Origin of the sequence: Cytobacillus purgationiresistens (genome assembly GCF_030813235.1) — a bacterium.
Taxonomy (GTDB): Bacteria; Bacillota; Bacilli; order Bacillales; family Cytobacillaceae; genus Cytobacillus; species Cytobacillus purgationiresistens.
Window position 1 is genome coordinate 35,475 of record NZ_JAUSUB010000034.1, and the last position, 17,905, is coordinate 53,379.

The 17,905-nt window shown below is 38.9% G+C and carries 21 protein-coding genes and 1 riboswitch; of the genes, 16 read left to right on the forward strand and 5 right to left on the reverse strand.

All coding sequences use genetic code 11. The features are described from left to right. Positions 1 to 88: 88 nt before the first annotated feature. Positions 89 to 565 carry a GNAT family N-acetyltransferase gene (locus J2S17_RS24585; protein ID WP_307478936.1) on the reverse strand — a complete coding sequence of 159 codons (477 nt, stop codon included), beginning with the start codon at positions 563 to 565 and terminating at the stop codon, positions 89 to 91. Positions 566 to 718: 153 nt separating this feature from the next. On the opposite strand from J2S17_RS24585, the gene J2S17_RS24590 reads away from it, so the two are divergent. The 5 genes from J2S17_RS24590 to J2S17_RS24610 all read left to right on the forward strand — a co-directional run bounded on the left by J2S17_RS24590 (position 719) and on the right by J2S17_RS24610 (position 4,748). Continuing rightward, a complete protein-coding gene (locus J2S17_RS24590; RefSeq protein ID WP_307478939.1) occupies positions 719 to 1,351 on the forward strand; it encodes a TetR/AcrR family transcriptional regulator in 633 nt (210 codons plus the stop codon). After that, the gene (locus J2S17_RS24595) at positions 1,338 to 2,015 is read left to right on the forward strand and encodes an MBL fold metallo-hydrolase (protein ID WP_307478943.1); all 678 of its coding nucleotides are present in this window, start codon (positions 1,338 to 1,340) and stop codon (positions 2,013 to 2,015) included. Before J2S17_RS24590 ends, J2S17_RS24595 begins: the two co-directional genes overlap by 14 nt. A gap of 18 nt (positions 2,016 to 2,033) precedes the next feature. Next, entirely contained in the window at positions 2,034 to 2,492 is a 459-nt protein-coding gene (locus J2S17_RS24600; RefSeq protein ID WP_307478946.1) for an ASCH domain-containing protein, read from the forward strand. Between the two features lie 224 nt (positions 2,493 to 2,716). Further along, positions 2,717 to 3,517 carry a hypothetical protein gene (locus J2S17_RS24605; protein ID WP_307478949.1) on the forward strand — a complete coding sequence of 267 codons (801 nt, stop codon included), beginning with the start codon at positions 2,717 to 2,719 and terminating at the stop codon, positions 3,515 to 3,517. Positions 3,518 to 3,572: 55 nt separating this feature from the next. After that, positions 3,573 to 4,748, forward strand: a complete 1,176-nt coding sequence (locus J2S17_RS24610) for a glycosyltransferase family 2 protein (protein ID WP_370875119.1) — start codon at positions 3,573 to 3,575, stop codon at positions 4,746 to 4,748. 40 nt (positions 4,749 to 4,788) lie between these two features. Here J2S17_RS24610 and J2S17_RS24615 read toward each other — a convergent pair whose 3' ends face one another. Together J2S17_RS24615 and J2S17_RS24620 are read right to left on the reverse strand one after the other, a co-directional pair. Then, entirely contained in the window at positions 4,789 to 5,118 is a 330-nt protein-coding gene (locus J2S17_RS24615; protein ID WP_307478952.1) for a hypothetical protein, read from the reverse strand. 303 nt (positions 5,119 to 5,421) lie between these two features. Further along, positions 5,422 to 6,291, reverse strand: coding sequence for a phosphotransferase (locus J2S17_RS24620; protein ID WP_307478955.1), 870 nt, complete (start codon positions 6,289 to 6,291; stop codon positions 5,422 to 5,424). Between the two features lie 139 nt (positions 6,292 to 6,430). On the opposite strand from J2S17_RS24620, the gene J2S17_RS24625 reads away from it, so the two are divergent. Then, complete coding sequence (locus J2S17_RS24625) at positions 6,431 to 6,616, forward strand: hypothetical protein (protein WP_307478957.1); 186 nt, start codon at positions 6,431 to 6,433, stop codon at positions 6,614 to 6,616. A gap of 45 nt (positions 6,617 to 6,661) precedes the next feature. Here the strand turns inward: J2S17_RS24625 and J2S17_RS24630 are convergent, their stop codons facing one another. Then, entirely contained in the window at positions 6,662 to 7,876 is a 1,215-nt protein-coding gene (locus J2S17_RS24630) for an MFS transporter (protein ID WP_307478960.1), read from the reverse strand. After that, positions 7,857 to 8,273: a MarR family winged helix-turn-helix transcriptional regulator gene (locus J2S17_RS24635; RefSeq protein ID WP_307478965.1), complete on the reverse strand. Its 417-nt coding sequence runs from the start codon at positions 8,271 to 8,273 to the stop codon at positions 7,857 to 7,859. The genes J2S17_RS24630 and J2S17_RS24635 overlap by 20 nt, the downstream gene beginning before the upstream one ends. A 252-nt stretch (positions 8,274 to 8,525) precedes the next feature. On the opposite strand from J2S17_RS24635, the gene J2S17_RS24640 reads away from it, so the two are divergent. The 10 genes from J2S17_RS24640 to J2S17_RS24685 all read left to right on the forward strand — a co-directional run bounded on the left by J2S17_RS24640 (position 8,526) and on the right by J2S17_RS24685 (position 17,609). Next, positions 8,526 to 9,059 carry a sigma-70 family RNA polymerase sigma factor gene (locus tag J2S17_RS24640; RefSeq protein ID WP_307478968.1) on the forward strand — a complete coding sequence of 178 codons (534 nt, stop codon included), beginning with the start codon at positions 8,526 to 8,528 and terminating at the stop codon, positions 9,057 to 9,059. Next, the gene (locus J2S17_RS24645; protein WP_307478970.1) at positions 9,060 to 9,479 is read left to right on the forward strand and encodes a helix-turn-helix transcriptional regulator; all 420 of its coding nucleotides are present in this window, start codon (positions 9,060 to 9,062) and stop codon (positions 9,477 to 9,479) included. It begins immediately after the preceding gene. Further along, the gene (locus J2S17_RS24650; RefSeq protein ID WP_307478972.1) at positions 9,476 to 10,741 is read left to right on the forward strand and encodes an FtsW/RodA/SpoVE family cell cycle protein; all 1,266 of its coding nucleotides are present in this window, start codon (positions 9,476 to 9,478) and stop codon (positions 10,739 to 10,741) included. Before J2S17_RS24645 ends, J2S17_RS24650 begins: the two co-directional genes overlap by 4 nt. 776 nt (positions 10,742 to 11,517) lie before the next feature. Further along, complete coding sequence (locus J2S17_RS24655) at positions 11,518 to 11,688, forward strand: hypothetical protein (RefSeq protein ID WP_307478974.1); 171 nt, start codon at positions 11,518 to 11,520, stop codon at positions 11,686 to 11,688. A gap of 38 nt (positions 11,689 to 11,726) precedes the next feature. After that, positions 11,727 to 12,962, forward strand: coding sequence for an MFS transporter (locus J2S17_RS24660; RefSeq protein ID WP_307478976.1), 1,236 nt, complete (start codon positions 11,727 to 11,729; stop codon positions 12,960 to 12,962). A 68-nt stretch (positions 12,963 to 13,030) separates the two neighbouring features. Beyond that, a riboswitch (cobalamin riboswitch) is annotated at positions 13,031 to 13,233 on the forward strand. Between the two features lie 166 nt (positions 13,234 to 13,399). Next, positions 13,400 to 13,609, forward strand: a complete 210-nt coding sequence (locus tag J2S17_RS24665) for a hypothetical protein (RefSeq protein ID WP_307478978.1) — start codon at positions 13,400 to 13,402, stop codon at positions 13,607 to 13,609. 12 nt (positions 13,610 to 13,621) lie between these two features. Further along, positions 13,622 to 14,740, forward strand: a complete 1,119-nt coding sequence (mmgD, locus tag J2S17_RS24670; RefSeq protein ID WP_307478980.1) for a citrate synthase — start codon at positions 13,622 to 13,624, stop codon at positions 14,738 to 14,740. A 19-nt stretch (positions 14,741 to 14,759) separates the two neighbouring features. Next, complete coding sequence (gene prpD, locus J2S17_RS24675) at positions 14,760 to 16,196, forward strand: 2-methylcitrate dehydratase (protein WP_307478982.1); 1,437 nt, start codon at positions 14,760 to 14,762, stop codon at positions 16,194 to 16,196. Between the two features lie 15 nt (positions 16,197 to 16,211). Beyond that, the gene (gene prpB / locus J2S17_RS24680) at positions 16,212 to 17,117 is read left to right on the forward strand and encodes a methylisocitrate lyase (protein ID WP_307478985.1); all 906 of its coding nucleotides are present in this window, start codon (positions 16,212 to 16,214) and stop codon (positions 17,115 to 17,117) included. An 81-nt stretch (positions 17,118 to 17,198) separates the two neighbouring features. After that, positions 17,199 to 17,609 carry a MarR family transcriptional regulator gene (locus J2S17_RS24685; protein WP_307478986.1) on the forward strand — a complete coding sequence of 137 codons (411 nt, stop codon included), beginning with the start codon at positions 17,199 to 17,201 and terminating at the stop codon, positions 17,607 to 17,609. The last annotated feature ends 296 nt before the right edge of the window (positions 17,610 to 17,905 follow it).

The following is a 17,905-nucleotide window of genomic DNA, read 5'->3' on the forward strand; positions in this document are numbered from 1 at the left end:
TGTTCATAGCAACCCAAATAGCATATTGGCTAGAAAAAGCAAAAATTGACCAACCCCTTTTGATCGAGTAAGAATTGGCCAATTTATCTTAAAGCACCTTCACCATATACCCCGTTTTAACTTCGAGCCCATTCGGATTAACGATTATTTCTTTTTTTATTATCGAAAATCCAACTGATTCATATAGGCGAATATTTGATTGCAGTGCGGAACGGACTTTGCACTCCATCTTTGATTTTCCGTGTTCGCAGGCATATGCCTCCAGCCAATGAAGCATTGCTTTAGCTAAACCTTTTCCCCTTGCTCGAGGTGATACCGATACTCTGGAGAAATATAAGGAATCCTCATACAATTTAAATCGGGCTGAACCTAAAGGCTGATCACTGTCGTAGCAAATAATAAACTTTTCTGTTCCATCCTGAAAGTTTTTGTGCAGCAGTTCAACTGGTTCGGTGATGACACTTGATGGGACTTCCAGCGTTCGATATTCCTCGAAAGCTTCAATCATCAGCTGATGTGCAAGCGGAACGTCTGTTTCTTTACCTAATTCGATTGTGATTGTCATGGTTTATAATCCTTTCAGTGCATAATAAAATATACAAATTCGCTGAAAATAAAATAATCCCTTTAAAATTAATTGATAGTTGCAAAACCTAACCATTGGTTATATTATAGTTTTATAACCAATGGTTAGGTTTGTGGAAAGGAGAAGCTTAAGATGAATAAACGATCAGAAGCAACGAAACAGACGATCTTAATAGCAGCTGGAAATCTATTTTCACAAAAGGGCTATGATGCCGTAACGATGCGCGAGATTGCTAAGGAGGCAGGCTGTTCTCATACGACGATTTACCTTTATTTTCAAGATAAGGTCACACTTCTCCATCAGCTTTCGATGCCGGTGCTTCAGAATTTTTATCAAAAACTTCAAGATATCTCACATCAACAGAATCCTCCTCTAGAAAAGTTAACAGAAATGAGCAGAGAATATATTTATTTTGGCTTGCATAATAAAAATATGTACAGCATTTTCATTAATGCCCGTTCAACAAGAGTGGACGAAGAGAAGCCAGAGCTGGAAATAAACAAACTAAGGAATGAAATTTTTTCTTTATTAATGAATGCTATCCAAGAATGTCTTAATATTCAAGAAACTGCGCGGTTATTAGCTTATACTCGCATTTATTATTACAGTTTGAATGGTGTCTTAACGACTTATTCCTATATGCATGAATCTGTAGAAACAATAATGGAGCGGCTCACACCTACATTTGATCTGATGGTGGAAACATTAATCGCAGGATTTACAGCAAAAATAAATGAAGCGGGGCGAGAAGATGAAAGTAACTAAAGTATCTGACCATATATGGAGTATTAAAGCGTGGATGCTTATTCCTGTCCATGTCTGGCTAGTTGTTGATGATGACGGCGTCACCTTAGTTGACGGCGGAATTGGCAGAATGAAGGAAAAAATAATGGCGGTCATACAGGAGTTGGATGCTGGCCCTTTAAGAAGGATCGTATTAACGCATGGACATTCTGATCATGTAGGTTCAGTTCAAGGCATTCTTGCAGAAACAAATGTGCCAGTGTATGCCCATCCGATAGAAATCCCTTATATGGAGGGCGAACGTAATTATCCAAAAAGGAAAAAGGCAGAACAAAACGTCCCTAAAAATATCGTTCAGCCGCTAGAAACAGATAAACGGGGAGAACTGCAGACTATCGGCGGGATAAAGCCTTATTTCACACCTGGCCATTCGCCGGGACATGTCATCTATTATCATGAAGCAGATAAAGTAATCCTGGCAGGTGATCTTTTCACTTCTAAAAAAGGTAAACTGCACTCGCCGATTTCTATGTTTACAGCAGATATGGGTGAAGCGGTGAGGAGCAGCTCGATTGTTGAACAGCTTAAACCGTTCAGACTGGAAGTATGCCATGGCCAGCCTATCTTAAATCCTGCTGAACAATTGGCAGAGTATCAAACAGCAATGGCAGCAAAACAATCATAAAAGAGAGTTGGGGGAAAAGTGAAAAATCAATCAACAGAACAAATGTGGCAAGACTATACAAAAGAACATCAGAATACCTCGAAAGATTATGTTGCTTGGCCATTCGGTGGTTCTAAAGAAATGGCAAATGAGCTTGCCAATCTTGTTCTAGAGGGCAAGAAAACAGCAACTGCATCGAACTACAAGCTCTATGAAATAGAGAAAGAGCCTTTACCAGAAATCGGGCTTCACAATATTATTCTTAACGGGAACGGGGAGGCAGTAGCCATAGTTGAAACGACAGCCGTTGAAGTGATCCCATTTAATGAAGTAACTGAGGAGCATGCTTATCTTGAAGGAGAAGGCGATCGGTCATTAGCGTATTGGCGAGATGTGCATGAGACGTTTTTTAAAAGAGAATTTAAGGAAATAAAACAAGAATTTCATTCTAACATCCCTGTAGTTTGTGAACGGTTTAAAGTGGTTTTTACAAAATAAAGGAATGAACAATCCCCCGTCTTAATAAAGAACGGGGTTTTTTGATTTGGAAAATTCGGGATGAGGCATCGTATAGGGGAGGGAATACAAATTTCCCAAAAATTACGAGGGGAAATATCATCTAAAACACAGTATGATAGTGCGTATGGTAGGTGTCTTTGTTGCAAGAAAACTTGTGAATATTTTTCGCGATTTATATATTCCTTGAAGTGAGAGGTGGAAATTTGCAAAGTAAGAAAATCAATATTGCAATCTCATTGCTTCTTTTTATTTTTGGCAATGCCGGTTTATTTATCTTTGTACCGTTGGAGCATTTGAAAAATTATATAATCCTGCACCTATTGATGATCAGTGTAGGTGTGATCATCATTTTATTTTTTCAAACAGGAATATCATTCGTTATCATACTGATGATCACTTTATTATATGGAGCTGCTTTATCGCTCATTGCCTATAATAAAAACATTTTTCAATATGAACAGTTCGAGCTAATGATTTTGTATAGTGCCTATATCCTATCAATCATTCCGTTTTGGTTAATCCGCAATGTTTTTCTGCAATTGGCAACAGAAATGGAACGAAGATTGATGGAAATTGAACAGTTAAAAAAATACAGTAGTCCAAATCAAAAAATGCTTACCTACCCAGCATTTATGGATAGGGCACAAATGATCATGACAGGATTAAAAAGGCGGAATGAGCAAGGCTATCTGCTGAAAATTCAATTGAAGGAAAAAACAATGACAGATAAAGCTTTCCATGAGGTTCTTCAAAAAGCTGTCGAATATACAATACGAGATGAATTTGATTTTTATATGGGAATGGATAACGGTGCATTACTTGTCTTTCTGCAAAATACAGAAGCCACTGGCGTGGACATTGTTCAAAATCGTCTTAACAATCATTTGAAAAAGCATATAAATCTAATAACATCTCCGATAGATTATAAAAGTGTTAAAATCGACGATCTGCCTACTGCCATGAAGAAAGTCTTCAGCGTAGAAATAGGAGGATGCAATCATTAACTTTATTCTTATTGGTATCATTATTTTCTTTTGGTTTCTCTTAATATATTATTCTGTGTTAGCAGTAGCAGGGATTATTCATCGCAGGAGAGAAAACCGTAAACCACCTATTACCCTACAGTATTATCCATCTGTTGCCTTATTAATTCCTGCACATAATGAAGGTCTTGTAATGAAGGATACCCTGGATGCAATGATGAAATTGCGTTATCCAGGTCAGTTGGACGTCTATTTGTTAGATGATCAATCTACGGATGAAACGCGAGAGATCGGATTAAATTATGCAAAAACATTCTCACGGATTCACTATATCCCGGTTCCAAATGGTTCACCAAAAGGAAAATCCCGTGTGCTTAATTATGGCTTATCCATTTCCAACTCTGATTATTTTGTTGTCTATGATGCAGATAATGAGCCAGAACCGGATGCTGTCCGCTTATTGGTTGAGGCGGCTGAACAAACCGAAAATGCAGCCGGGGCTGTGGGTTACGTAAGAACAAAAAATCAGGATAAAAATTTGTTGACACGCATGATCTCTATTGAGTTTCAGGTGTTTCAATTATTAATGCAATCAGGGCGCTGGTCTTTATTTAAAATTGGCTCTTTACCTGGAACCAATATGCTGCTGCGCCGCTCAGTCATTGAAGAAGTAGGCGGCTATGATTTATATGCGCTAGCTGAGGATGCTGAATTAACGATTCGCATTACACAATCAGACTATCTTCTACCAATTATCCCAAAGGCACAAACATGGGAACAAGAGCCGGAAAATTTGCGAACCTTTATAAAACAGAGAACCAGATGGTTAATCGGAAATATTTATTTGTTGGAGAAGACATGCAGAAGTCCGGAATTTTGGAAAGGGAGGGCCTTTTACCATAGTTTGCAGCATGTATTGACCTATTTTTTATTTGTGCTACTTTTAGCATTCTCTAATCTATTCTTTATAGCAAGTCTCACAGGATTTGAACTGCCGATTGCAAGTGCTCCCCTGTTAATGATTTGGTTTATGAGTTATATCGTCTATGCGATACAAATTATTGGAAGCATGGTCTTTAACAAACAAACAGCGGTCTATAATTTAGCAGTAGGAGCAATCATGTATTTTACGTATGCGCAACTGTTCTTAATCCTGTTACTCCGCGCTTTTTCTTCCTATTTCTATAACCGTATCAAAGGGAGCACAATCGCCTGGGATAAAACCAAGAGATTTAAAGGTGACCCTAGCTGATTCGAAGATTTTCACTACAAAAAAGATAGATTTAAACAAATTAAAGGATTGAAGAAACCCCGTGCTGCAAAAGTACGGGGTTAAGTATTTGAAAAACAGCCAAAAATTTGAAACCGAAGGTAAAGAAGTGGGGACTGTTTTCATCATCAAAAACCAATAAATCCGGATTCTCTTGACCAGAAAAAATCATGATTACTTCATCAACGAGGTTATTAAACCATGGATTATTGACCATAACAGTAGGATTTGAAGGGGTTTTTACCATCAATCCTTTATTTGGAATAGGTTCAATTTTAACATATACGCCTGTTATCCCTTCAAGATATGTCTTTACATCTTGTTGTAAACCTGTGGTTACTTGAACATTCATTATTACTTCGGCTTTACTTATATCGAAGATCTCAATCTGTTTATTTGTTTGGGCAGTAGCATTTGTTGAAATGAAATAGAGATAGGACTACTACCAGATGCTTAATCATTAGGAACACCTCATAAGTATTATCCCGAACATATTAATTCGTATTTTGAAACGTACTAATCGAAAACAACAAAGTTTACGAAAACAGCCAATTCGAAAGAACAAATCAAACTGCATCAAAAAATAAATATTTCACACAACTAAACCCTTCAAAATAAAGCTTGCTCCAAGGATATGCTTTAATTAGTTGCCTATTCATTTTCTAAGCTTAGCTAAACCTGGTTCGGGATTAAACGGTTGATTTTGTTCAATCATGTAAAGCCATTCATGAAAAATCGGCTGAAGGCCGTAAAATTGGCTGATGCGCACAAACATCTGATCTGTATCCTCGTGCCCAGAATAATACTTCAATACTTTCTTAGTGAATTCAGGACCAAAATCCCAATAAAAACCGGCAAAATCAAAGGCTGGGTCACTGAATTGTGCATCTGTGAAATCGATGATTCCAGTAAAGGTCTGCACGTGATCATTATAAATCATATTGGCCAACGTTAAGTCCCCATGAATGACCGTTTTCTTAATTTCTTTATGTAGTCGATGATTGATAAAGCGCTCAAATATCATTGATACTTCTTGTATCTCGTTTTCAGATAGATGAGGATATACCGATTTCTTTACGGAATCATATAAGTTTTTCCAATAGGACAGACCATGCTTTTCCGTTAGTCCAATCCTTCTAGCCTGTTCTTCAGGAAACTGATGGAGATTTGATAAAAAGTCACCTAGCAGTTTGGCTGTTTTTTCTATATTCATGTTAGGTTCAATCTGATTCAAAGTTTTTCCATCAATTAATTCATGACTCGTACAGATTGCTGTTCCATTCTGATAATGAAATTGATAAGAAGGAACCCTAAGAAAAGGCTTTGTTGATTGCAGCATATCAAGCAGTCTCTTTTCAGTTGCAATCTGTTCAAGTACTTCTTTCCTTTTAGGGAATCGGAAGACGAAGGAATGATTAACAATGAAAACATGGTTATCCCAGCCTCTATTGCTGCTTTCTAGATCTTTTATTTGTATAGAAGGCATTGCCTTCTGAATGAATGATATCATTTCTTTTTCCTGCATAATTCACCCCTAATCAAACGTTTGATTAAATCATTTTAACAATATTAAGTAATTTAAAGAAGCCTGAAGCGGTTGTCGAATAATAAGAATTGAAAAGGGAAATCTACAAAAAGACCTTTTATGAAAGGAGAGATGCATGATGAAGAAGCAAAATGACAACCAATTAGATGAGAAAATTATTGCTGCTCAAAATCAATCTCAGCAATATAATCAAGCAGATACGGAATTTGCTGCTGATGAAGATGTGCAAAATGCAGTTGCAAAAAGTCAACAATTTGAGGCACAGAACCAACAGCCAACATTTGAACCGAATAAGCCTTTTTAAAGATGAAAAAGACGACTCCAACGGTCGTCTTTTTTCTAAAAGGATTTACACGGATGCAGAATGATGCTTAACCACTTCTTTTTTAGTGTGTTCATTTCTTCCATGCATGAAATAATAAAGCACGATGGTACAAAGTGAAATGATCCCCATGATTACATAAAGAGAACTGTATCCTGTATAAGGAATCATTAAACCAAGTATATAAGGACCAAATCCAAGTCCAGCATCTAAAAAGATGAAGAAAGTGGAAGTGGCAAATCCCATGCGATGAGGCGGCGTTAATTTTACAGCAACAGCTTGGGTACATGATTGCATATTGCCGAATCCAAGCCCGATGAGTGCACCAGAAATTAATAAAGTCGCGCTACTGCTTGCTGTACTTAAAAGCAGCAGTCCTGCGCCCATTAGAATGAATGCCGGATACATAATAAAATTAGCACCTTTTAAGTCCATAAGTCGGCCTGTAAATGGTCTGGAAATTAGGACGGCCACAGCATATACAAAAAAGAAAAAGCTTGCTGCACTTACTAAATCTGTTTCAATAGCATAGAAGTTAATAAAGGAAAGCACACTGGAGTAGCAAAAAGCCACTGTCAGCGTGACAAAAGCGATTGGAAGTGCTCTAGGTTCAACAAATCCAGATAATTTGAAACCGCCCACTTCAGCTTTCTGAAGCTGTTCACTCGTCAACTCGGATACCCTAACTGTAAAACCAATGAGCAAGCTGACAACACCGAGAATGAGACAGAAAGCAAATATCATTTGAAAGCTTGTGTGCTGACTCATTATCAGACCGATAAAAGGACCGATAGCAGTGGCGAGCGTTGCACTCATACTAAAATACCCAATTCCCTCACCTTTTCTTGAAGCAGGAATGATTTGTGCCACGATGGTTCCAGCGGCTGTACTTGCCATCCCCAAAGTCAGACCATGGATGAAGCGCGTTACTAATAAAATAGTAATTCCGGCTTGGATGAAGTATAAGCTCGTAACTAAAGTGAATAGGATCAGTCCGATAATTAATGTTTTTTTACGACCAATCTTATCAATATATCTCCCAATAAACAATCTGCCGATCAAAGTTCCGATGATGAATATTCCGGTTACTAGTCCAGCTTGGCTAGGTGAGGCGCTATATTCTGCTACAGCATAGACCGCGATTGTGACCATTAATAAAAAGAAAATAAGCGTAAGAAAAAAGTTGACGGAAGACACGATGATGAAGTCTTTCGTCCAAAGTTTAGCTTTTGACTGATTCATGTTCTTCCCCCTGTTTCATTAGATTTTCGCGAATGTCCCGCATAATACGAATCGTATCAGTTTGCTCCTGCTCAGATACACCTGCTAAGATGTTATTTTCAAAATGATCGATCGTTTTACGCACTTCTAAATAAATATCCCTGCCGAGTTGGGTGAGTTGCATTTTCTTTTCTCGTTTATCTGCAGTTGGCACCTGCTCAACATATCCTACCTCTACAAGACGGTTCATTGTTCGAGTCACAGTTGGTTTCTCAACTCCCTGATAATTTGCGATCTCCACAAGTGTGACAGAACCGAAATTATCCAAATAATATAAAATTGTCCACTGCGCCCTTTGAAGATTATGCTTGCTGAGCAATAGGTTCAGCTTATTTTCAAATGGGCGATAGAGCATCATGAAATGGTGAAAAAACTTTTGATTAGACTGAATGAAGAACACCTCTTTATAAATAGTTAGCGTCGGTAACTAATACACTATAACAGATTGGGAATATCGATGTCTATGGGTGAAGGCCCGTCAGAGTATTGCCGCTTTAGTTGGAAAGGGCTTACATGATTAATGTGGCAATGGCTCAAAGTGCTTGAAAAAAATTCAAAAAAATTAAACCTTCCTCATTTTAGAATCGTCTAATGATAGGGGGGGGGAAAAGTGAAGGATTTATATATAGAAGAGATAGGACAATTTGATTCGTTAACATGCATGGATGAGATCATGAATAATCATGGTCAAGCTGTGCTTGAGCTTGCCTTCTCATACGTGAAAAACCGTACCGTAGCGGAGGATTTAACTCAGGAGATATTTGTAAAATGCTATAAGGCTTTACCAAGTTTTAAAGGTGAAGCGAAAGTAAAGACCTGGCTATGGAAAATAGCCATCAACCATTGCAAGGATTATTTGAGAAGCTGGCATTACCGCAACTTAGAAATGATGGATACTGAGGCATTCTTTGTGGAAGAAGATTCTGTTGAACATAAAGTGTTGGAAAAGGATGAGCGTGAATCATTGCTCGGCTCCGTTTTGAACCTGCCTGTTAAATATCGAGAACTGATTTACTTTTATTACTATGAGGATCTTTCAATCAAAGAAATTGAAATCGTAACAGGAATTAATAGCAACACCATCAAATCCCGAATGCGCAGGGCAAAAAAGTTGCTTAAAGAGTTTATCCAGGAGGGGAGATAAATGGACAACAAGTTAAGAAAAATGAAGAGAGCAAAGAATCAGCCCGGTTTCCCTGGTTTAATATTTACGGATAATCTGCGTGATCGAATCGCCACTGCAATACACAATGAAAGAGAAAGTGATGAGGAAGTGATTATGAGCATTTTTCAATTGCTCTCAAGTAAAAAAACCGGAGTGGTATTGCTGGATCAGTTAAGAGGAAGAGGGGTTAAACGATTTGAAAAAAACGAAGGCATTTTATATATGTTTTTGCATCGGTTAGAAAAGCAGAACCAAATTATTGGTGAATGGACACCAGAGGGGAGTAAGGAATATATTCTTGCTTCAAGCGGCAAGAAAATCTTGCAAAAAGCTGAAAAGGGTAACGTCAAGGCGTTCGGATCTATTCAAGAAGTATTGAAAGGAGCGTATACCCAATGAACGAGCGTAGCGGTTTTTTGGAGCGACTATTAAGCCAAATTCGAACAAAGGAAGTCAGGCAGCAGGTAAAACGGGAAATCGACAGCCATATTGAACTTTCAATACAAAAGTTAGTCAAACAAGGGTTCTCAAAGGAGGAAGCCGAGAAAACGGCAGTAGCTCAAATGGGTGACCCTGTTCAACTGGGAGTTGAGATGAACAAGCTCCATCGTCCAAAAATTGACTGGAAGCTGCTTAGCTTATATGGCTTGGCTATCCTGATCAGCTTTCTCCCCTTTTATTTTATCCAAGAAGGACAAATGCCTTTATTAAAACAAGTTGTTGGTGCCATTATTGGTGTGGCTTTAGTCTTTGGGGGTATGTTTTTTGATTATAGAAGATTGAAGAATTATGGTTATTTATATTATTTGGTAGGGATTTTATTGCTGCTTTTAGTATTTACTTTGGGATGGAGTGCATATTCAGTCGGTGGAAGCTTTCGTTTTCAGATTGGAAGTATTCATGCAGACTCTACGATTACTATACCTTTGTTCTTATTAGCTTTTGCTTCATTATTAAGCAAAAAAACCCCAATATGGATATTGAATCTCTTATTCCTTTTACCAGTATTACTTTATATAGCAGCAATTGCCAACGTAAATGCAATGATATACACTAGTATGATTTTTGGGATGTTTATATGGACAGTTAGAAAAAATAAAAATAGGATATTTACTGCTAGTGGTTTTCTCATTTTTTCTATAGGTATTATTTTATTTTTCTTAAAGGAATATCAATGGCAAAGAATAATAAATATTTTTTCAAATAAAAATAATGGGGAGCTATATGGTTACATAGAATTGCAAATAACAAAGCTCTTAAATGAAGCGCCATTACTTGGAGTACCAAGAATGGAAAGTTATCTCATATTGCCAGAAGCACAAACAAACTTTATCCTAGTTTTTCTCATTCATCAGCTCGGATGGTTACCTTTTGCACTAATAATGATTATTTTATTTGGATTACTAGCGCGTATGCTATGGTTGATTGCACCGATAAAGGACCCTTTTGGACAATTACTTATATTTGGCGGCAGTATGCTTTATAGTGCTCCATTGCTATATAATGTGTTTATGGTGCTAGGGTTTCTACCAATTAGTGGATTTTATGTACCACTGTTAAGCTACGGAATCGTTGTCAATTGGCTCTATGCTTTCATAATCGGAATGGTGCTCAGCATTTTCCGGAGAAAAGATATTTATCTTCCAGAAAATATAAAATGAAGGGATGTCCTGTTTAAGGACATCCCTTTAGATTGTAGGTTGAAATGGAAAGTCGCCGATATCATTAGGATTATCGTCGATAAAATCGAAAAATCGCCGATATATTGAAATTATCGCTGATAAATTCAGAAAATCGCCGATATCCGAACTAATTCCAAGTTCGCCTTCATCTTGAGCGAGAAGTCCATCTAAATTAAGTCCATTTTTTGTTGAAATGGAAAGTCGCCGATATCATTAGGATTATCGTCGATAAAATCGAAAAATCGCCGATATATTGAAATTATCGCTGATAAATCCAGAAAATCGCCGATATCCGAACTAATCCCAAGTTCGCCTTCATCTTGAGCGAGAAGTCCATCTAAATTAAGTCCATTTTTTGTTGAAAATGGAAAGTCGCCGATATCATTAGGATTATCGTCGATAAAATCGAAAAATCGCCGATATATTGAAATTATCGCTGATAAATTCAGAAAATCGCCGATATCAAACCTAATCTCTAAAATCTGGCCCCCATATAAAATTCAGATCCCATCCCACGACGAAAATCGGCATGGCTTCACTTATAACTCTGAAAAGTAAACAGTTTGCCAACGAATAGGGTATTTCCCGTCGATTGTTAATTGGAAGGATGATCCCATCCTATTCATAGCATCAACGAGTTAATGGTTAACAAGGCAATCGGTCAAACATTGATTACAAACGAATAGCAGTCGCTTTTATCTACAGAAAGCGCCGGTTCACTTGCACCATTGATCGCTCCAACTGTACAAAAGGAAATGAGACAACCGGAGAAGAACATATATATAGCAGGAGCGAAAAAGTTACGGGAGAGCACCGACTTTTATGAACAAGGCAGATCTATTGTTGCGGTGATCACGCTTCTGCAAAAGGGTGGAGTTGCTTCTTCCAGAGTCAAGTTATCTCCAAAGCTATTGGGAGATAACTGATGTTCCTAAGAATATAGAGAAAGAAGGCGTATGGGGCAGTGTCGATCACTAAAAAAACGCAGAAGGGAAAATCTAATCAGGTTATCTTTATCACTGCGCTAGTTACGGCGTTTAGTTTGTTAGGTGATTCCATGCTTTATATTGTTCTGCCGATTTATTGGAAGGAAATTGGTCTGGATAGCTTTTGGCAGATTGGTATTTTATTATCTATTAATCGCTTTGTCAGACTTCCATTCAATCCAATTGCAGGATGGGTTTATAAGAGGATCTCCTTGAAGACGGGAATGATGATTGCTGTCATCCTTGGAACAATTACAACTCTTGGCTATGGTATTTTTCAAGGGTTTATGGCTTGGCTTATTTTGCGGATGATTTGGGGAGTTGCCTGGTCTTTTTTTAGAATTGGTGGTTTATCGATTGTTGCTCATCATGCAGAAGAATCACGCCGAGGCGAGGCGATGGGGCTGTATAACGGCATCTATCGACTAGGGAGTTTATTCGGAATGCTGCTTGGCGGTATTCTTGTGCCATTGGTTGGTTTAAGTCCAGTGGCAATCATCTTTGGTTTGTTAACACTTATTGGGCTTCCTTTACTCTCTTTTTCTTTAAAAACGGAGGATAGGGGGAAACGAGAAGAAACAAATGCAGAGCGGCGACGATTCTTCCCGCAATTGAGCCGGCTAAAGGTTCTGGTCATTATAAGCGGTTTTTTTGTCACCATGCTTATTCAAGGTGTGTTCACGTCTACCTTGAGTTCAGTGATTGAATTTTTTTATGGCTCGAGTATTTCTCTTTTTGGCATCGTTGTAAGTGTTACATTATTATCTGGAGGAATCCAAGCAGTCAGATGGGCATGGGAGCCTTTTTTAGGCAGGAAATTCGGCTTATGGTCAGATGGTCCGAGGGGCAGGTTCCCACTTTACATCGGTTCGCTCTTTCTGGCAGCCATTAGCTTTGGGCTCATTTCTAGTAATTTGCCATTCTGGCTTTGGATTATTATCGTTCTCGTTTCAATGATAACCGCAACCTCCATCACTACGATAACAGATGCACTTTGTTTAGATGCAACAAAAAATATCAACGTGGTTTCCTTCTTAACACTTTATACGGTGGTACAAGATGTAGGAGCTGCGTTAGGTCCATTCCTTAGCTACTTCATCATAGAATTTGAGGGCGGCTATTATTATCTATATTGGGGAGGCGGGTTCATTTTTGCCTTATTAGGTGTTTTATGGGTCGTTGAATACTATAAGAATCATCATAAAGTAAGGTAGTAAATACTTTGCTTTGGATAAAATAATTGTAAAATTTCTGAAATATTGATATATTGAACTTGTAAAATTAAATAGTTGTAGAAACAGGTGCAGATAGATATTATTATATGCTATTTGCTTAAAAGGGAAGTTCGGTTAGAGTCCGACGCTGTCCCGCAACTGTAATTGTGAGCGATTCGAGTAACACCACTGTTTCCTGTAGCAGGGAAATGGGAAGGTTCGAAGAGCGATGATCAAGAGCCAGGAGACCTGCCTGTTTTAGCAAACATCAATACCTACGCGGATAGGGGGTGTTAAGTGCGAGATTCTGGTAGCATGCGATTTGATGGTTCATAGGCATGTTTATTTTGATATTCGTTCGTAACTTAACAACTTCTTTTAGGAAGTTGTTTTTTTAATGCTTTTTTTTCGGATGAATGATTTGGAGGAGAACATCTTTGTTTGGAACAGTTCAGTATTATATCAATTCTTTCAAAGCAACCATTATGAATAATTACAGTGTGGAAGAAGTATGTTCGCTGAAGGGGAAATTGTCATTGATCCAAGGTGAAATAGCAGAGCTCCCTGTTGATAGACACATGATGGATATTTATATGGCGAACGCTGAAAAGGCTTACAGCATGGTCAGGCAGGATGTAACTGGATAGGAGGAAGAAAGGATGAAAACTGAGGTAAGATATTTTTCGGGATTAGATGGTGTGATTGCTTCAGAAACAAAAATATCATTTTTAGATACTGTCCAAGGCGAAATTGTTATAAGAGGGTACGATTTGATAAAGCTTTCCAAAAATCAAAGCTATTTAGATATTGTGCATCTATTATTGGAAAACCGTTTGCCAACAGTTGAAGAAAGAACATCTATAGCTGACATGCTCAAGGGAGAATATCATATTCCTGCAGAAGTCCTTAACATATTTAGACACTTGCCTCAAGTAACGCATCCAATGGATGGACTTAGAACAGGAATATCAGCTTTAGCCGGCTATGATAACAAAATCGATGATCGATCATCGAAGATTAATAAAGAGCGTGCGTATAAGCTGTTAGGCAAAGTGCCTAATATCGTAGCGAATAGCTACCGAATCATAAATGGGCAAGATGTCATTGAGCCTATGAATAAATTATCGTACAGTGCGAATTTCTTCTATATGCTCACAGGTAAAATTCCGTCACTGCTGGAAGAAATGATTTTTGACCTCTCGCTTGTTTTATATAGTGAGCATGAAATGCCTAATTCAACATTTACTGCAAGAGTCATTGCTTCGACACAATCCGATTTATTCGGAGCACTTACCGGGGCAATAGCCTCGTTAAAAGGAAGCTTGCATGGCGGCGCCAATGAAGCGGTCATGTATATGCTAAACGAGGCAAAAACGGTCGCCGAATTTGAAGAGATTCTTCATAAAAAGTTATATAACAAAGAGAAAATCATGGGATTTGGCCATCGAGTGTATATGAAAAAAATGGACCCAAGAGCATTGATGATGAAAAAGGCTTTGAAAAAGCTCTGTGATGAACATGGGGATGATTTGCTTTTACGCATGTGTGCAGCAGGAGAAAAAATCATGGAGGATGAAAAAGGACTTTATCCCAATCTTGATTACTATGCTGCCCCGGTTTATTGGATGCTCGGAATTCCTATTGCCTTGTACACGCCGATTTTCTTCAGTTCGAGAACGGTCGGGTTATGTGCACATGTCATAGAGCAGCATGAACATAACCGCTTGTTCAGACCGCGCGTTTTATATACAGGTGAACGTCACAGCTTACGAAATTGAGTGAAGGGGAAGGGATCAAATGATTCACACAAGTGAAGAAACAAAGACTGATATTTTACTAGAGAAAATGGCAGATTATGTTTTGGATAAAGAGATCGCCAGCAGTGAAGCATATGAAACTGCGCGTTATGTACTTCTGGATACTCTGGGGTGCGGGATTCTGGCATTAAACTATCCAGAATGCACAAAGCTGATGGGGCCGATTGTCCCTGGCACAACCGTACCAAATGGTTCGAGGGTGCCAGGCACCTCTTATGTGCTGGACCCCGTTCGCGGTGCTTTTAATATCGGATGCATGATTCGCTGGCTTGATTATAATGACACATGGCTTGCGGCTGAATGGGGGCATCCTTCAGATAATCTTGGGGGTATCTTAGCAGTAGCAGATTACTTAAGTCAGGTTCGTTTAGCCGAAGGAAAAGAGCCTTTAAAAATGCATGATGTGTTGGAAATGATGATTAAAGCGCATGAAATACAAGGTGTGCTTGCTTTGGAAAATAGTTTAAATAGAGTTGGTTTAGATCACGTGTTATTGGTGAAAGTGGCAACAACTGCAGTAGCTGTGAAAATGCTAGGTGGAAGCCGTGAAGAAATTATTAATGCTTTATCGAACGCATGGATCGATAATTCTAGCCTTAGAACATACCGTCATGCCCCAAATACCGGTTCTCGGAAATCATGGGCAGCAGGAGATGCAACGAGTCGCGGCGTTCACTTGGCTTTAATGGCAATGAAAGGCGAAATGGGCTATCCACAAGCACTTTCTGCTCCGGGCTGGGGCTTTCAAGATGTGTTGTTTAAAGAAAAGGAATTGAAGCTTGCTCGTGAATTAGATGCTTATGTTATGGAGAACGTGCTGTTTAAAGTATCCTATCCGGCAGAGTTCCATGCTCAAACAGCGGCTGAATGTGCAGTGAAGTTGCATCCGCAAGTGCTTGACCGCCTGAATGAAATTGCTCGCATCACCATAACGACACATGAATCCGCGATTCGCATTATTGATAAAAAAGGACCGCTTCATAATCCAGCCGACCGCGATCATTGCATTCAATATATTACTGCACTTGGCTTGTTGAAAGGTGATATCCGAGCTGAGCACTACGAAGATGATGTCGCTCGGGATGAAAGAATCGATGAGCTACGAGGAAAAATGGAAGTCGTTGAAAGTGAACAATATAGCATTGATTATTTAGATCCGAATAAGCGCTCAATCGCAAATGCGGTGCAAGTTCATTATAAAGATGGGACGTCATCCGAATGCATCGAATGCGAATACCCGCTCGGCCATCGTTTCCGCAGAGAAGAAGCGATTCCGAAAATTTTGGAGAAGTTCTCCAATAACTTAAAAACACATTATCCATCTAAACATAAGAAGAAAATCGAAGAAGTGTTATATCAGCAGGAAAAGCTTGGAAATATGAATGTGAAGGAGTTTGTAGAATTATTTTTAATATAAAGGGAGGTTTATAGAATGGCATGGATTGTTGACCAGCCGCTCACTCAAAAGGAGCTTGCGAATCAATTCACTGAGCGGATTTTAGCTCCTGAAATCCTGCAAATCCCTGGAGCGCATGACGCTATGGCTGCCCTCGTTGCCAAAAATGCAGGTTTTTCAGTACTCTATTTATCAGGCGCAGCTTATACTGCGAGCAGAGGCTTGCCGGATTTGGGCATTGTTACGTCCTCCGAAGTGGCTGAACGAGCGAAAGATATTGTGAGAGCAACCAATTTACCTCTTTTAGTAGATATAGATACAGGCTTTGGTGGAGTCCTAAATGCGGCCCGTACCGCAGTAGAAATGATGGAGGCAAATGTAGCAGCCGTCCAAATGGAAGATCAGCAGCTTCCGAAGAAATGTGGACATTTAAATGGCAAGCAACTTGTCACAACTGAGGAAATGGTGCAAAAAATCAAAGTCATCAAGGAAGCCGCCCCTACCCTAATTGTGGTCGCCCGTACAGATGCCCGTGCGGTTGAAGGCTTGGAAGCAGCGATTGATCGAGCGGCTGCTTATATAGAGGCAGGAGCTGATGCGATTTTCCCTGAGGCACTACAATCAGAAGAAGAGTTTCGTCTATTTTCTAAGAGCGTAAAGGCGCCGTTGCTCGCCAATATGACCGAGTTTGGCAAAACTCCCTATTATACAGCAGAAGAATTTTCTTTGATGGGTCTTCAAATGGTAATCTACCCAGTGACTTCATTAAGAGTAGCAGCGAAAGCATATGAAGCTATTTTCAATACCATTAAAGAACGTGGATCGCAGCAAGAAGCATTGACTTCTATGCAAACAAGGAAGGAATTGTACGAGACGATTTCCTACTATAAGTTTGAAGACTTAGATAGTGAGCTGGCTAAAACTGTTTTGCAAGAAGAGTGAATTATAATAAACGCTTGGGTAACCAAGCGTTTGTCAGCTGACATATTTTAATAAATAAAACGTTTAGAAAGGAAGCATTTTATGGATGAAAATAGAGAGAAGTCCATTCAGGCATTCATAATTGAAATATTACAATCCACCCATATGATTGGCCTGTTTATCCGCAATGAAAAACTATCAGAAAACTTGGTGCTGCTGCTCCTAAAATTGAAGCTTGCAGGTGCGATGAAGATTACCGATATATCCGCCAGTTATGGTGTGACTCCTGCAGCCGCTACCAATATGTGCGATAAAGTTGAAAGATACGGTTATATAGAACGATTGCGGTTAGCAGGTGATCGTCGGGTTGTAAAAGTCTCCTTAACGCCTTACGGTAAAGCCAATATAGATGAGATGTTTGCAGAACTATCTTCCCATCAGCTTAACTTGATCACAAGCCATTTAGCTGCAATCAACCACTCTGTTAAAAAATTAGAGCAAATCTTAGGATGATCTTCTTCTATGGTAAAAGGAATGATGCTGATGAAGTAGAATAATATTCTTCGCTTAATCTTGAGTAGGAATATGTTCTACAAGTGAGTGGTTAAGGAGTATCAAGAGAAAAAATGCAGTGAATAGTGAGTATTTCTCTCAAAAGCGAGGGGATAGCGGAGAAAGAGTAGGATTCTCCTCCTATTTGAAACAAAACCGAGTAGATAGCGGAGAAAGAGTGAGATTCTCCTCCTATTTAAAACAAAAACAGGAAGATAGCGGAGAAAGAGTGAGATTCTCCTCCCATCTAAACCAAA